The 15,961-nt window shown below is 40.9% G+C and carries 14 protein-coding genes; 11 read left to right on the top strand and 3 right to left on the bottom strand.

Annotated elements, in window-relative coordinates; all coding sequences use genetic code 11:
- Positions 1-2: 2 nt before the first annotated feature.
- Entirely contained in the window at positions 3-1,190 is a 1,188-nt protein-coding gene (locus PR767_RS06215; protein ID WP_004913654.1) for an efflux RND transporter periplasmic adaptor subunit, read from the bottom strand.
- 134 nt (positions 1,191-1,324) lie between these two features.
- Here PR767_RS06215 and acrR point away from each other — a divergent pair, with 134 nt between their 5' ends.
- The 3 genes from acrR to mscK all read left to right on the top strand — a co-directional run bounded on the left by acrR (position 1,325) and on the right by mscK (position 5,825).
- The gene (acrR, locus tag PR767_RS06210) at positions 1,325-1,975 is read left to right on the top strand and encodes a multidrug efflux transporter transcriptional repressor AcrR (RefSeq protein ID WP_004260429.1); all 651 of its coding nucleotides are present in this window, start codon (positions 1,325-1,327) and stop codon (positions 1,973-1,975) included.
- A gap of 12 nt (positions 1,976-1,987) precedes the next feature.
- Positions 1,988-2,341 carry a DsrE/DsrF/TusD sulfur relay family protein gene (locus PR767_RS06205; protein WP_004913652.1) on the top strand — a complete coding sequence of 118 codons (354 nt, stop codon included), beginning with the start codon at positions 1,988-1,990 and terminating at the stop codon, positions 2,339-2,341.
- A gap of 106 nt (positions 2,342-2,447) precedes the next feature.
- Positions 2,448-5,825: a mechanosensitive channel MscK gene (gene mscK, locus PR767_RS06200; protein ID WP_272520019.1), complete on the top strand. Its 3,378-nt coding sequence runs from the start codon at positions 2,448-2,450 to the stop codon at positions 5,823-5,825.
- Between the two features lie 5 nt (positions 5,826-5,830).
- On the opposite strand, the gene rsmS is transcribed toward mscK, so the two are convergent.
- Together rsmS and priC are read right to left on the bottom strand one after the other, a co-directional pair.
- Positions 5,831-6,007 (bottom strand): pleiotropic regulatory protein RsmS, encoded by a 177-nt coding sequence (rsmS, locus tag PR767_RS06195; protein WP_004913648.1) that lies wholly within the window; start codon positions 6,005-6,007, stop codon positions 5,831-5,833.
- 18 nt (positions 6,008-6,025) lie between these two features.
- Entirely contained in the window at positions 6,026-6,574 is a 549-nt protein-coding gene (gene priC, locus PR767_RS06190) for a primosomal replication protein PriC (RefSeq protein WP_109912058.1), read from the bottom strand.
- A 142-nt stretch (positions 6,575-6,716) separates the two neighbouring features.
- Between priC and apt the strand changes: the two genes are divergently transcribed.
- The 8 genes from apt (at position 6,717) to wzz(fepE) (ending at position 15,889) form a co-directional block, all read left to right on the top strand.
- A complete protein-coding gene (gene apt, locus PR767_RS06185; RefSeq protein WP_004913642.1) occupies positions 6,717-7,268 on the top strand; it encodes an adenine phosphoribosyltransferase in 552 nt (183 codons plus the stop codon).
- Between the two features lie 112 nt (positions 7,269-7,380).
- Positions 7,381-9,324 carry a DNA polymerase III subunit gamma/tau gene (dnaX, locus tag PR767_RS06180; RefSeq protein WP_272520018.1) on the top strand — a complete coding sequence of 648 codons (1,944 nt, stop codon included), beginning with the start codon at positions 7,381-7,383 and terminating at the stop codon, positions 9,322-9,324.
- 48 nt (positions 9,325-9,372) lie between these two features.
- Positions 9,373-9,702: a YbaB/EbfC family nucleoid-associated protein gene (locus tag PR767_RS06175; protein ID WP_004260403.1), complete on the top strand. Its 330-nt coding sequence runs from the start codon at positions 9,373-9,375 to the stop codon at positions 9,700-9,702.
- Positions 9,702-10,301 (top strand): recombination mediator RecR, encoded by a 600-nt coding sequence (gene recR, locus PR767_RS06170; RefSeq protein ID WP_004913633.1) that lies wholly within the window; start codon positions 9,702-9,704, stop codon positions 10,299-10,301. Before PR767_RS06175 ends, recR begins: the two co-directional genes overlap by 1 nt.
- Before the next feature lie 493 nt (positions 10,302-10,794).
- Complete coding sequence (htpG, locus tag PR767_RS06165; RefSeq protein ID WP_196718841.1) at positions 10,795-12,663, top strand: molecular chaperone HtpG; 1,869 nt, start codon at positions 10,795-10,797, stop codon at positions 12,661-12,663.
- A gap of 192 nt (positions 12,664-12,855) precedes the next feature.
- A complete protein-coding gene (adk, locus tag PR767_RS06160) occupies positions 12,856-13,500 on the top strand; it encodes an adenylate kinase (RefSeq protein ID WP_004913624.1) in 645 nt (214 codons plus the stop codon).
- Between the two features lie 181 nt (positions 13,501-13,681).
- The gene (hemH, locus tag PR767_RS06155) at positions 13,682-14,647 is read left to right on the top strand and encodes a ferrochelatase (RefSeq protein WP_004913620.1); all 966 of its coding nucleotides are present in this window, start codon (positions 13,682-13,684) and stop codon (positions 14,645-14,647) included.
- A 123-nt stretch (positions 14,648-14,770) separates the two neighbouring features.
- Positions 14,771-15,889, top strand: a complete 1,119-nt coding sequence (wzz(fepE), locus tag PR767_RS06150; protein ID WP_004913617.1) for an LPS O-antigen length regulator Wzz(fepE) — start codon at positions 14,771-14,773, stop codon at positions 15,887-15,889.
- The last annotated feature ends 72 nt before the right edge of the window (positions 15,890-15,961 follow it).

Genomic DNA, 15,961 nt, shown 5'->3' with positions numbered 1-15,961 from the left:
CCTTATTTAGACTTTTCTTCAGGTTTTGCCTGATTGTCTATGGATTGCGTTTCTAAGTTTGCTTCCTTAGGATTCACAACAATTCCTGGTTTGATTTTTTGTAAGCCGATGACAATGACACGATCACCTGCTTTTAGACCTTCAGTTACCAGCCATTTGTTGCCAACTGCTTGTCCTGCTTTAACTTTTCTGACTTCAACTTTATTCTCAGCGTCAACAACCATGACTTGAGAAGTTCCTTGAGCCGTACGAGATAAACCTTGTTGCGGAACTAGAATCGCATTATCAATAACACCATCTTCTAATACAGCACGAACAAACATACCTGGAAGTAATTCTTTGTTCGGGTTAGGGAACATGGCTCTCATCGTGATAGACCCTGTTGTTTCATCAACAGTGACATCAGAGAATTCCAGAACACCTTTTTGTGCGTATTCTTGACCGTTGTTGTTGATCAAGCTGACAGGTGCTTTTCCTGATTCCCGCTGTACAGCGCCTTTCGCTATCTCATTTTTGAGGCGTAAGAAATCGTCACTTGATTGTGTTACGTCAACATAGATAGGATCAAGTTGCTGAACACGCATTAATTCAGTGGTTTGCCCTGTTGATACTAAAGCCCCTTCAGTCACATTCGATTTGCCAGTACGGCCGCTAATCGGTGCAGTCACTTTGGTATAATTCAGGTTGATACGTGCAGTTTCAACCGCCGCTTCAGCCGCTTTGACGGCAGCGAGTGCTTGCGCATAGGTTGACGTTGCTTGGTCGTATTCCTGACGACTAATGTAATTAGTCCCTAACAATGGTTTATAACGCTTCACCGTTAATGCAGCCAGATTCGCATTAGCTTGTGCTTTTGCTAGCTCCGCTTTTGCGCTGTCATAGGTTGCTTGGAATGGTGCCGGGTCAATTTGGTATAAAGATGTCCCTGCTTCTACGTCGCTACCTTCTTTATAGTTGCGCTTCAATATGATGCCACTAACCTGAGGGCGAACCTCGGCAACACGAAATGCGGATGTTCGGCCTGGTAACTCGGTTTTGAGCGTCAGAGGTTCGGCTTTAAGCGTAACAATTCCTACTTCAGGCGCCGGGCGTTCTCCGCCACCTTGTTGTTCATCGTTACAACCGGATAGAGCCAAGCCACCTGAAAGAACTAACAGAGCCAGAGGTAACACCCCTCTGTTTTTTCGCATAAGTTAACCTCAATTAATCAATATGAGTTCAAAACAAAAATAAGAAAAATGGTAAACAATATGATTTATCACTGTGCTATAGTACAAACATACACGAATGTATGTAAATCAGCTTTCGAGAGAAACGGGTCACAATGGCACGAAAAACTAAACAACAGGCTGAAGAAACCCGTCAGGAAATATTAGATGCTGCCATCAAAACATTCTCTGAACGAGGAGTTTCTGCCACATCATTAGCCGATATTGCAAAAGCAGCGGGGGTTACCCGAGGTGCAATATATTGGCATTTCAAAAACAAAGTTGATCTCTTTTATCAAGCTTGTGAATTTGGTGATAACCAAATAGTACAAGCCGAAGAATATTATCGTTCTAAATATACCAACGATCCACTTTCAATACTAAGAGAATTATTAGTTTATATTTTGACTGATTTTATTGAAAGCCCTAAAAACCGCGCTTTGATGGAAATTTTCTTTTTGAAGTGCGAATTAGTTGGCGAAATGGCAGAGTTAGTTGATTTTAAACGCGCTAATTACGTCGCAAGCCAATGCCGAATTGTGGATAACTTGACTGCCTGTATTGATGCGGGGCAGCTTCCAGCAGACCTTGATGTGGAGTGTGCCGCGATTATGATCCGTTCATTAATGTCTGGTTTGTTAGAAAACTGGCTACTCCAATCAGAAAATTTTAATATTAATCAACATACAATTACATTGGTTGATACACTATTAGAAACACTAAAATGTAATACCGCGATCCGGTTAAAACCCATTCAAACTGAATAAGTGGAGTCCGACATGACCTCTATCTTGATTATTGCCAATGGAGCACCTTACGGCAGTGAAACATTGTTCAACTCATTGCGATTAGCGATAACGTTAAAAGAGCAAGAGCCACAGTTAGATTTAAAAATTTTTCTGATGTCAGATGCAGTGACAGCAGGTTTAGCGGCTCAAAAGCCTAAAGAAGGCTACAACCTTCAACAAATGTTAGAGATTTTAACGGCACAAAATGTTCCCGTTAAATTATGCAAAACTTGTACAGATGCCCGTGGTGTGAGTGAATTAACCCTTGCTGATGGTGTTGAAGTTGGTACATTGGTCGAGCTTGCAAGCTGGACATTAACGGCTGATAAAGTATTAACTTTCTAATATTCTACGTAAAATGTGTTTGGTTAGGTAAAATTAGGTGCTGATAGGCTGTTATCGGCACTTTGTTTAATTAAGCAACGTATTATTCGTATAAAGGAATGCCATTATGATGAAACAACAATGGAAGTGGCAGCAGTTAGTATCAATCATACTGTTCTTTTTCATCGCATCTTTTTCCAGCTCAATTACGGCACTAACGTCAAATAACTTACCTGATAAGAATGAAATTAAAAGTGCACTCAATGCATTGAATAAAAAAAACTCACTCAGTGAGGAAGATAAACTTGTTCTCGCCGATCTGGAAAAAACCTCAGATTTTTATGACGAACTGGATAAACTCGAACAACGAACGGCTGATCTGCAAAAAAAACTCAGTAGCGCGAGTGAAGAATCAAAACAAGCTGCACAAGGTTTGTTGCAAATAAAAAATGAAAATGAACAACTCACCGAAAATTTCCTACGAAAAATACAAGATAGCTCTCTTTCACAATTAAAAGCATTACAAACCTCTTACTTAGAAAATCTGCAAACAGAACAAAATGACCTCGCAACCTATAGTAGCCAATTAATTGGCTTACAAACGCAGCCTGAAAGGGCACAAGCGATGATGTTGGAAAATGCGAGACGATTGCAGGAAATTCGTAATGAGCTAAATAGTTCATTAAATGAATCTGTGAATTTAAGGCCGACTCAAATCACAATGCTGCAAGTTGAACAGTACTTATTACAGCAGCAAAATGAATATCAAAAACGTATTCTAGAGGCTAACACTCAATTACAAGATGTACTGCAAAAACACCGTGATTATACCGCAGCATATATTGAACAATTGGAACATCATATTCAGCAAGTACAAAATGCTATTAGTCATCGCCGCCTAAATGACTCCCAATCAACGGTGCGTGAAGCATTAAGTACTTCTGAAACCGATATCAAAGCTCAACAAAATCCCCTTATTCAAAAAGAAATTGCGATTAATAATGCGCTGAGCGACCGGTTAATTACAGTGACAGAAAATAGCAATAAATTGGTTCAAAATGGTATCCGTGTAAAAACCTGGCTTGAAAGAGCGACACAGTCAGAACGAAATTTAAAAGAACAAATTAATGTATTACGCGGTAGCTTATTGCTTTCACGAATTTTGTTTCAACAACAAATTGACTTACCACCTGATATTCTAACGAAAAATTTACCCACAACGATCGCCGATTTGCGGCTTGAACAATTTGATGTTAACCAACAACGTGATGAACTTTACCAACCTAATGATTATATTACGAAGTTGGAACAGCAATTTGAGATAAAAACTGGGGATGAGCTTACCAATAGCACATTATTATCAACGGAAGATAAATCCACGTTATTGAAACTATTGGAAGTTCGTCGTGGGTTATTAGATGAACTTAACCAGCAGCTTGGCGGGCAAATTTCGCAAGCAATCAACCTACAACTGGATCAAAACCAATTATTGAGTGTAGTGGGGTCGCTTGAAAATACCTTGGCACAGCAAATATTTTGGGTGAATAGTAATAAACCGATTGATTTGGAATGGGTGAAAGCTTTTCCTGAAGCCGCAGCGACACAAATTAATAGCTTTGATTTTAGTTTATCAAACCGCAGCATTAAACGGGGCGTGAGTAATTCACTGTTAGTGGTTATTCCACTTGTTTTGGTCGCGCTACTGTTTATTTGGTTTAATCGTAAAATTAATAACCGATTGCAAGATATTGACCAACGGCTTTCAAGTTTGCGCAATGATAGCGTACTAAGTACGCCATTTGCGATTCTGCTGACATTAATGCAAACATTGCCTATTTCACTGTTTTTACTCGCATTTGGTTACTGGTTTTTGAAAACAGGGAATGTACAAGGCCCATTTTTCTGGCAGTTCAGCCAACAGTTAGCGATATTTTGGGCGTTATTTGAGCTGACGTTTCGTGTGTTGAAACCCCAAGGTATTGCACAAAAACATTTTGGTATTGAAAAAGAGAAAATATCTCAAACACGACGTAGAATGATTAGGCTATCGATTCCTCTGGTGCCACTTATTTTCTTTTCCACTTATGGCGTTAGCAACCCACTGAAAGTGTCTGAGGACGTGATTGGCCAATTAATTGTGCTAGTTTCTCTTATACTGTTGTGTATTTTTACAATCCCATTTTGTAAACAGGTTTGGCAAGAGAAAGGTAGTCACTTAACGCGCAGTATTGTCATGACATTACTGACATTTTCGCCATTAATTTTAGTGGGCTTAATGATGGCGGGGTATTACTACACCACATTGCGTTTGGCCAATCGTTGGTTAGATAGCCTCTATCTTCTACTCCTGTGGTATATCACTTACAATGCTTGCTTAAGGGGACTAACACTGGTGGCTCGTAAGTTGGCATATCAACGTGCTATAGAACGTCGTGCGATGTTGAAGCAAGAAGATGTTGAAAACGAACCCATTAAAGAGCCACCCATGACCATCGAGTTGATTAGCCAGCAATCGCTACGCCTGACAACGATGGTGTTGTTTATTATCTTTGCGTTAGCGTTTTATGCAATTTGGTCTGACTTTATCACCATTTTCTCTTTCTTAGATAGCGTGAACTTGTGGAGCTACACCGCCACATCGGCAGAAGGGGGAAATATTTTACAATTCGTAACCTTAGCGAATTTAATATTGGCTCTTGTGATCATCATTGTGTCTTGGGTGATGACTCGAAATCTCCCTGGGTTACTGGAAGTATTGGTGTTATCACGGTTAAAACTCCGTCAGGGTTCTACTTATGCTATTACGACAATATTAACTTATATTATCGTGGGGATTGGCGCGATTGCCTCGTTAGGGATGATTGGCGTGACATGGAACAAATTGCAATGGTTAGCCGCTGCTTTAACCGTCGGGTTAGGGTTTGGCTTACAGGAAATTTTTGCCAACTTTGTCTCAGGGATCATTTTACTATTCGAACGGCCGATCCGTATTGGAGACACTGTTACGATTGGCACCTACTCAGGAACGGTAAGTAAAATTCGTATCCGGGCAACCACTATTGTCGATTTTGATCGTAAAGAAGTGATCATTCCGAATAAAGCTTTTGTGACTGAGCGGTTGATCAACTGGTCGCTATCAGACACCGTCACGCGCATCACGATTGCGATCGGCGTGGCTTATGGTTCAGATCTGGATAAAGTGAAGCGGGTTTTATTATCGGCTGCAACCAGCAATAACAAGGTGATGACCGAACCCGCTCCCAATGTTTATTTCACCAGTTTTGGCGCCAGTACGTTAGACCATGAATTACGTTTTTATGTGCGGCAAATTGGTGACCGTGGCGTGACAAGTGATGAAGTGAACCGCGCGATAGACAAATTATGTCGAGAAAATGACATTGATATTGCATTCAACCAGTTAGAGGTTCATTTGCATAATAATAAAGGTGATGAAGTGCAAGAAGTGAAGCGAAGACCTAAAGATAGTGATGGTGAAACGCACTAGACCCGTTAAGTTTCTTTGGTGCAGGTAGCTTGTGCTGCTTGCACTTGTTTTGACATATAATCATTTTTCACAATTTCAAGTGCTTTGAGAACCACATCGGTGTCTATCTCAGAGGTTTCTAATAAGTAGATTAAATCAACAGCAAGTTGGATTTCTTGTGGAGCATCTTTGAGTGAACTCATACTGATTCCTTCCAATATTTAATCAAAATATTGATTTTCTTGATGTTCAATGGCTTTCTCAATACGCAAAAGTGCTTGGCGGCAACGGTACAAACGCCCTGCAAGTACAGCGAGTTCTTTTTGGCACTGGTGTTGAAGACGGTGGTCAGTTAGCTCACTTAAATGAAGCTCTTTTTCACTCACCATCGCTTGTAAGCGTCGTTCATAGTCTTGGTGTTGTGATAAACGTTCATATAAATCAATCTGTTCCTTTTTCTTAGTAAAACTGGATTCTTTCTCACGTAAAGCTTGTGTAGAAATCTCCCGAGAAATGGCTTGTATTTGGTGGACTATTTTCTCCGTTAGGAAATTGACCTGCTCGCTGTGGTTTAACGTTACGCTGTGGCACAATTGCTGATACAAGGTCTGTAATTCATTTTGGCAATCCCCTAGACGGGTGGATTTGCGGCTAAACAATTGCATGTCGAAGCGTGAATGTGAAAACTCAAGGTCTTTTATGGGGTCCACTCGAGTTTTCAATTCATCAATCTGCTTTTTTAACGCATCTAAAAGAGCGGGGATTTTCATTTTTTGTTCTCATTAAGTGTCAAAAATAGCGGAATATTGATATTCAGCAACAAAACTGATGCCAAATTGACGGCTTCTTATTGCATTTTTATGGTACTTTACATAGATTCTACACTTTCGTGTTTACTACATGGCTTTTATTATGACCGCTAAAGAGCAACAACTGCAATTGATTAAAGAAAGTATCGCATCTATCCAAGATTATCCAATCGAAGGTGTGATTTTTCGTGACATTACCACTTTATTAAATAACCCTGCTGCATACCAAGCAACAATTGATATGTTAGTCGAACATTATCAAAATAAAGGCGTCACTAAAATTGTAGGAACTGAAGCACGTGGTTTTCTATTCGGTGCTCCAGTCGCATTACGTTTAGGCGTAGGTTTTGTCCCTGTACGTAAAAAAGGGAAATTACCACGTGAAGTATTAAGTATGACTTACGACCTTGAATATGGTACGGATACACTTGAAATCCATAAAGACAGCATCAACCCTGACGATAACGTCTTAGTTGTTGATGATCTACTCGCGACAGGTGGTACAGTGGAAGCAACGGTGAAAATGATCAAACAGCTTGGTGCTAATGTTGTTGAAGCTGCGTTTATCATCAGCTTACCTGATCTTGGCGGTGTTGAGCGTCTACAAAAAGAAGGTGTTTCTTCATATAGCCTTGTTGAGTTCCCAGGCCACTAATCTTTATTTTCCCTCTATTTTTATCACAGCCTCGCTGTATAGGTTGAGGCTGTGGTAGCATGGTACTATGATTATATATATTCACGTACCATGTTAAATGACAGTGGAATCCATGAGCTATCAGGTACTTGCCCGTAAGTGGCGCCCCAAAAAATTTTCAGACGTTGTTGGTCAACAGCACGTTTTGACTGCACTCGCTAATGGGCTAACGCATCAGCGGCTTCATCATGCCTATCTTTTCTCCGGTACACGTGGCGTAGGAAAAACGACGATTGCTCGCCTGTTTGCCAAAGGCCTTAATTGCGAAACAGGGATAACTGCATCGCCTTGTGGGCAATGTGCCAACTGCCTTGAAATAGAGCAAGGGCGATTTGTCGATTTAATTGAAATTGACGCAGCCTCTCGTACTAAAGTCGAAGACACTCGTGAATTATTAGACAATGTCCAATACGCGCCAGCACGTGGGCGCTTCAAAGTTTATTTAATTGACGAAGTACACATGTTGTCTCGTCATAGTTTTAATGCGTTATTAAAAACGCTTGAAGAACCACCTGAACATGTGAAGTTTTTGTTGGCGACGACTGATCCGCAAAAACTCCCTGTGACCATTTTGTCCCGCTGCTTGCAGTTCCATCTAAAAGCGTTAGATGTCACGCAAATCAGTGAGCAACTTGAACTCATCCTGAATGCAGAAAATATTGAACATGATCAACGTGCTCGTCAGTTGATAGCAAGAGCAGCGGATGGCAGTTTGCGTGATGCATTAAGCTTAACTGACCAAGCCATTGCGATGGGGCAAGGGAAAGTCACGGCTGATATCGTTAGCCAAATGCTAGGAACTCTTGATGACGAACAGCCATTAGCCATTATTGAAGCACTAGTACGTGCCGATAGCATGGCGGTGATGGAACAGGTAGAGCAAGCTGCTAGTCGCGGTGCAGATTGGGAAAACTTGCTGGTGGAAATTCTGTCGCAATTACACCGTATCGCAATGATCCAACTGCTTCCAGCTGAGCAAGAAACAGACCCATCTTCGACAGAGGGGCGGTTACGGCAGGTTGCAAGGGTAATTTCCCCTGCAGATCTCCAATTGTTTTACCAAACGTTATTAGTCGGAAGAAAAGAACTTCCCTATGCCCCTGAGCGGCGTATGGGGGTTGAAATGGCACTATTACGTGCATTAGCTTTTCATCCTAAAAATGTGATTGCTGAAATTGAAGCTCCGCCACAGGTTATCCCGCAAGCCGCTGTTCAATCAGCACCGTCTGCGGCATCAAATATGTCGCAAAGGGTGCCTCCGACACAAGTGCGAGCGGAAAATCTGCCAGACAATAGCCCAACATTACAGTTATTGAAGGCGAGGCAGGCGTTACAATCTCCCCAAAGTGAGGATCCTAGCCCAAAAAAGGCTAAACCGGTGATGCCTGAAAGGGCTAAGCCGGCGGCATCAGCACTGGAAAGGCTGGCCGCCGTGACCAGCAAACATCAACAAAATGTGGAAAATAGAGCGGCTCAGGCAGCAAAACCACAAAAACCAAAGCAGTACCAGTGGAAACCGCAAAATGAAGAGTCGATGGCTCCAAAAGAAGCGGTAACAACGCCAAGCGGAATCAAAGAGGCGTTGGAATATGAAAAAACGCCTGAATTAGCCGTTAAAATTATTGAAGAAGGGCGAATTCGGGATAGCTGGTCAGGGAAAATCGCAAAATTAAATATTCCCAAACTGGTTGAACAATTAGCTTTGAATTCATATATAGAAGAATTAAGTGATTCGCAAATTATTTTACATTTGCGCTCAGCTCAGAAGCACCTCGATAAACCATCGGCCCACAAAGTGTTGGAAGAAGCTCTGAGTGAACAATATGGTCGTACTGTTGAACTGAAAATCGTTCATGATGATAATAGCGAGGTGAAAACCCCGTTAGAATGGCGACAGGCGATTTATGAAGAAAAACTGGCACAAGCGCGCCAGTCTATTATTGCGGATAAAACGATTCAAAAACTGCGCTCAATGTTTGATGCGCAATTAGATGAAGAGAGTATTCGCCCCGTTTAACGCTACAGTCTCATTATTAAGCTGTAGCCTCAGTTGTGAGAGATAACTATGTTTGGTAAAGGTGGATTGGGTAACCTGATGAAACAGGCCCAACAAATGCAAGATAAAATGCAAAAAGTTCAGGAAGAAATCGCTCAACTAGAAGCTACAGGCGAATCTGGTGCAGGGTTAGTTAAAGTGACGATTAATGGCTCACATAACTGCCGCCGTGTTGAGATTGACCCTAGCTTGCTCGAAGACGACAAAGAAATGTTAGAAGATTTGATTGCAGCGGCATTTAATGATGCTGCACGTCGTATCGAAGAAACTCAAAAAGAAAAAATGGCGAGTGTTTCTAGTGGTATGCAATTACCACCAGGCTTTAAGATGCCATTCTAATGCAAACAAGTCCGCTTCTTGAATCGTTGATGGAAGCTCTGCGCTGTCTCCCGGGGGTTGGCCCCAAGTCAGCGCAGCGAATGGCTTTTCATCTTTTACAGCGTGACCGAAGTGGGGGAATGCGTTTAGCGCAATCGCTCACTCGAGCCATGTCTGAAATAGGTCATTGCCGTGATTGCAGAACATTTACAGAACAAGATATCTGTAATATTTGCGATAACCCACGTCGTCAACAAAATGGTTTGATTTGTATTGTTGAAAGTCCAGCAGATATCTATGCAATAGAACAAACCGGGCAATTTTCCGGGCGTTATTTTGTCCTTATGGGGCATTTGTCCCCACTTGATGGAATCGGCCCAATGGATATCGGCCTTGATAGACTCGAAGAGCGTTTGGCGTCCGAGACTATCACTGAAGTGATTTTAGCAACCAATCCAACGGTTGAAGGAGAAGCGACGGCAAACTATATTGGGCAAATGTGTGCTCAATATGGGGTGGCGGCGAGCCGAATTGCGCACGGTGTGCCAGTGGGTGGGGAGTTAGAGTTAGTCGATAGTACGACGTTGTCTCATTCGCTCTCCGGCCGCCTTAAACTTTGATATCCTCGTCATACTTTGCACTGTAGCGTTGTTGTCTTCATGCGTTAACCCTAGTCACATACTGGTGTATGCTCCTAGGGATTAACGTATTTGACGCCTAGCTACAGCACAAATTATTTAGAGGATGATATTGATTTCGTTTTTCTAAAATCCCCCTACAGAATTCAGTTACTAATTTGAGCCGTAGGGGGCTGGGCTCGGTGACTTGGTTCTCATACTAGTATGCTCCTAGGGATTAACGTATTTGACGCCTAACTACAGCACAAATTATTTAGAGGATATGATTGGAGATGAGTAAAATTATTCCTTTCATTAACTACCTTTAAAATGATTGCGGTTGTTATTATTTTCTTTCTAATCATTGGCTTTTGAGTTTGGTCTGCTAAATTTTTTATCCCTTTCGCTTGAATTTCTGTTTTTCGCCCCCAACTAATCTGCATCGATAAGTCAAACCTATCCAATTAGATTGATGAAATAGAGGCGATTAATGAGTATGAAAGGACAGGAAACGCGTGGTTTCCAATCAGAAGTTAAACAACTCCTCCAATTAATGATCCACTCTCTTTATTCGAATAAAGAGATTTTCTTACGTGAATTGATCTCCAACGCATCAGATGCAGCAGATAAACTGCGTTTTCGAGCATTATCTAAACCAGAATTGTATGAAAACGATGGTGAGTTGCGTGTGCGTATTAGTGCCGATAAAGACCAAGGTACATTGACCATCAGTGATAACGGTATCGGTATGAGTCGTGAAGAGGTGATTGAAAACCTTGGAACTATCGCAAAATCAGGCACGAAAGCATTTTTAGAGTCATTAGGTAGCGACCAAGTCAAAGACAGCCAAATGATTGGTCAATTTGGTGTCGGCTTCTATTCCGCATTTATAGTGGCCGATAAAGTGACGGTACGTAGTCGTGCGGCGGGTGCTCCTGCCGATGAAGGTGTGTTCTGGGAATCTGCTGGTGAAGGTGAATATACCATCGCTGATATTGAAAAAGCGGAGCGCGGCACTGAAATTACCTTGCATTTACGTGATGATGAAAAAGAATATCTCGATAGCTGGCGCCTACGCTCAGTGATTAGCAAATATTCTGATCATATTGCTTTACCCGTTGAAATCGAAGAAAAAAATGAAGAAGACGGTACGGTAACTTGGGAAAAAATTAACCAAGCGAAAGCATTATGGACTCGCAGTAAATCTGAAATTTCAGACGAAGAATACGCAGAATTCTATAAACATATCTCCCATGACTATGCAGACCCGCTGACATGGACACATAACCGCGTAGAAGGTAAGCAAGAATATACTAGCTTGCTGTATGTGCCGTCTAAAGCCCCGTTTGATCTATGGAATCGTGACCAACAGCATGGTTTGAAACTCTATGTTCAACGCGTATTTATTATGGATGACGCGGAACAGTTCATGCCGAATTACCTGCGCTTTATTCGTGGGGTGCTGGATTCCAATGATTTACCGTTGAACGTTTCGCGGGAAATACTGCAAGATAGCGCATTAACTCGTAGTTTACGCAGCGCATTAACCAAACGTGTTCTGCAAATGTTGGAAAAACTGGCCAAGTCTGATGCAGAAAAATACCAAACTTTCTGGCAACAATTTGGTTTAGTGATGAAAGAAGGTCCTGCAGAGGATATGGCAAATAGCGAAACTATTGCTAAACTTCTGCGTTTTGCGACGACTCATACCGATAGCAGTGTACAGAACGTCTCTCTAGAAGAGTATGTTAGCCGCATGGTTGAAGGCCAAGATAAAATTTACTATATCACTGCAGACAGCTATGCAGCGGCAAAAGGTAGCCCACACCTTGAGTTATTCCGTAAAAAAGGTATTGAAGTCTTGCTGTTATCTGACCGTATTGACGAATGGATGATGAACTATCTGTCTGAATTCGACGGTAAACAGTTCCAATCCGTAAGTAAAGCAGACGAGTCATTAGATAAGCTAGCGGATGAAAACAAAGCGGAACAAGAGGAAGCGGATAAGCAATTAGAGCCATTTGTTGAACGTGTTAAGTCATTCCTTGGTGAGCGCGTTAAAGACGTTAAACTCACGCATCGCTTAACGGATACGCCTGCCATTGTCACAACAGACGTGGATGAAATGAGTACACAAATGGCGAAACTGTTTGCAGCAGCCGGGCAAGCCGCACCAGAAGTAAAATATAACTTCGAATTGAACCCAACGCATCCATTGGTGAAAAAAGCTGCAGAAGTGTCAGATGAATCCGTGTTTGCTGATTGGGTGGATGTCTTGTTGGATCAAGCATTGTTAGCCGAACGTGGCACATTGGAAGATCCAAACCTATTTATACGTAAAATCAATGAATTACTTTTAAAGTAATTTAATTTGATATTTTCGATATTGAGCATAAACCACGCTTTTGCTTGTGCTTTAGCGTGGTTTTTTTCTTTTGCGAAAAAAGATAAATGCGAAATCGTTTACGTGTGTTCTTGAGTAAAGCAGCATGCTAATGGTATGGTAGCTTGTTTTCTTTTCAAATTATAAAAATCTAAATAGCAAGGGGTTTACGCAATGCGTATCATTCTGCTTGGCGCTCCAGGCGCTGGTAAGGGCACTCAAGCTCAATTTATTATGGAAAAGTTTGGGATCCCTCAAATTTCAACAGGTGACATGTTACGTGCCGCTGTTAAATCAGGGAGCGAACTCGGCTTACAAGCTAAAGAGCTGATGGATAACGGTAAATTAGTTACTGATGAATTAGTTATCGCATTAGTTAAAGAGCGTATCAAACAAGATGACTGCCGCAATGGCTTCTTGTTGGATGGGTTCCCTCGTACAATCCCACAAGCGGATGCGATGAAAGAAGCGGGCATCACTGTTGATAATGTACTGGAGTTTGATGTACCAGACGAAATCATTGTTGAGCGTATTATTGGCCGTCGTGTACATGCACCATCAGGCCGTGTTTATCACATCAACTTTAACCCACCAAAGGTTGAAGGCAAAGACGATGTAACAGGTGAAGAACTAACCATCCGTAAAGATGACCAAGAAGACACCGTACGTAAGCGTCTGGTTGAATATCATGCATTAACTGCACCTTTAATTGCGTATTACCAAAATGAAGCTAAACAAGGGAACACCAAGTACTTCAAATTAGATGGTACACGTAAAGTGTCTGAAGTTAGTGAAGAACTGGCGAAAATTTTAGGTTAATATTTGTACTAACTATGCTTTGTGTTGCAGTAATTGTAACTGCAATTCGAATTATTTTAAGTATAAGGTATTATATGGAGGCAGCGATGATCGCTGCCTTTCTTTTTTATACCACTTGGTGACAAAAATCGTTAATTAACTGTGCTAAAGTTGGGAATAATTATCAATTAGGAGTTGTTTCATGTCAGAAAAAAAATACGGCATTTTGTTAGCAAACTTAGGAACCCCTGATGCCCCAACAACCTCAGCAGTGAAACGCTATTTAGCCGAATTTCTTAGTGATAAACGCGTTATTGATGTACCGCGCTTGATTTGGAAGCCGATTTTACATGGGGCGATTTTACCTCTTCGCTCTTCTAAAGTGGCGAAGTTATATAAGTCTATTTGGTTAGAAGGTGGCTCACCATTACTGGTTTATTCTTTGCGTCAAAAACAAAAGTTAGCAGAGTTATTGCCTAATATTGCTGTAGAGATAGGTATGAGCTATGGTTCGCCTTCAATTAAAAGTGCGGTAGATAGTTTGCTAGACCAAGGTGTTACCGACTTAGTGGTTCTTCCACTGTATCCACAGTATTCCTGCACGACAACTGCAGCGGTTTATGATGCATTAACCCGAGCGTTTGAAAGTAGACGTACCATTCCAAGCGTGCAATTCATTCGTAGCTATGCGACACATCCTGCTTATATTCAAGCTTTAGTGGCCTCGATAGAAGCAAGCTTTGCCCTGCATGGTGAACCCGATAGGCTAATATTGTCGTTCCATGGCATTCCACAGCGTTATTGCGATACAGGTGATATTTACCAGCAAGAGTGCGAAAAAACGGCAGAGGCACTCCGTGAGGCGTTGAATTACCCAAGCGATAAAGTCATGCTCACCTATCAGTCACGTTTTGGACGTGAGCCTTGGTTGATGCCTTACATGGATAAAACTATGCATGAATTACCCTCCCAAGGCGTAAAATCCGTTCAGGTCATTTGTCCAGGGTTTTCAGTTGATTGCCTAGAAACATTAGAAGAAATTAGCGAACAAAATAAAGAATTTTTTATGAGTAGTGGTGGTGATAAATATAATTACATACCGGCTTTAAATGATAATCCAAATAGCATTCATATGATTAATTCAATAATTCAAGATGTACTAAAATAACTAATTCAGCAAATTAATGAAGAAAAGTTTGCTTATCGATATATCAATAGGCTCATTATGGACTATAATCACTTATCTGAAATTATAAATGATTGAATAATTGTTATGTCTTTTGGAATTAATATGAGCAATAAGCAGCCCCCACAAGGTAATATAGAGCAGAAGCCGTCTTCTGCTCATCAATTTCATATACAACAAAACGATGAGATTGATTTAATGGCCTTGTTTTCCATTTTGTTAAAACATAAATTTTTGATTCTTATATTTACGATTGTTTGTATTGCGGTGAGTGTTGGTGTTGTTAAACTATTACCTCAAAAATGGAGCAGTACTGCTATTGTTATTCCCCCCGCATCTGAAGAGCTCAAAGAAGTTAATGCATTTAAAGCGCAATTGGATGTATTAGATGTTCCTGTTGATCTAAGTGCTCAACGTGTTTTTACTGCGTTTATTGACCAATATCGTTCGAAAGTTAATCAAGAAAGTTATGTGAGAAGTACTGAGTATTATCATAACCTTGCAGAGAAAATTGACCCAAAAGATGATGTTATCGCTCAGCAAAGGCTAGTAAATTCAATCATTTCGAATGATATTAAAATTCAAGATCTGTCAAAAGAAAAAAACAGTACTTCAAATGATATTGTTTTAAGCTTCACTGCTCCGTTGCCAACTGAAGCCCAAGATTTACTTGAAGGCTATATTCGTTATAGTGCATCGAAAGTAAGGCAACAGCTAAAAGTTGAAATCGATAATATGATTTCAGAGAAACTTATTTATGCCAGTGAGTCACTAAAACGCGAAGTCAGCAAAATTCAAACTGAATACGATGTTAAGGTTGAAAGGCTTAAACGAGCTGTTGATATTGCAAAAGCCGCTGGAATTGAAAAACCGATCGCCAGCGAATCTGTTGCTATCAATGATGACCCTGATTACCCTATTGCGTTAGGGACTGAAGCTTTAGAGAAAAAATTACTGATTGAAACTCAAAATCGTGATTTAGCATTGATGAGCGAAAACCTACAAAACCGTAAGATTTATATTGATGATTTACAAGAGTTAACCAGTAAAGAGTTAGATTTTACGCCAGTTAAATTTATTTTAACGCCAGACTTACCATTGCATAAAGATTCGCCTAAATCAGCGTTAATTGTTGCGTTGAGCGCCATATTAGGTTTAATTTTGAGCTGTGCATTTGTGTTAAGTCGGGAGCTTTATCGCGATTATAAATATCAAAATCAGTAAAATTACCGCCAAATGACAAACAATGAAGCCAGTGCCTTCTTTGCAGGTGCTGGCTTTATTTTATCGTGTTAG

The sequence above is a fragment of the Providencia sp. PROV223 genome (assembly GCF_028479245.1).
In the GTDB taxonomy this organism is placed as follows: Bacteria; Pseudomonadota; Gammaproteobacteria; order Enterobacterales; family Enterobacteriaceae; genus Providencia; species Providencia rettgeri.
The sequence above is the reverse complement of the archived record's forward strand: the minus strand, read 5'-3'. Positions and strand labels throughout refer to the sequence as shown.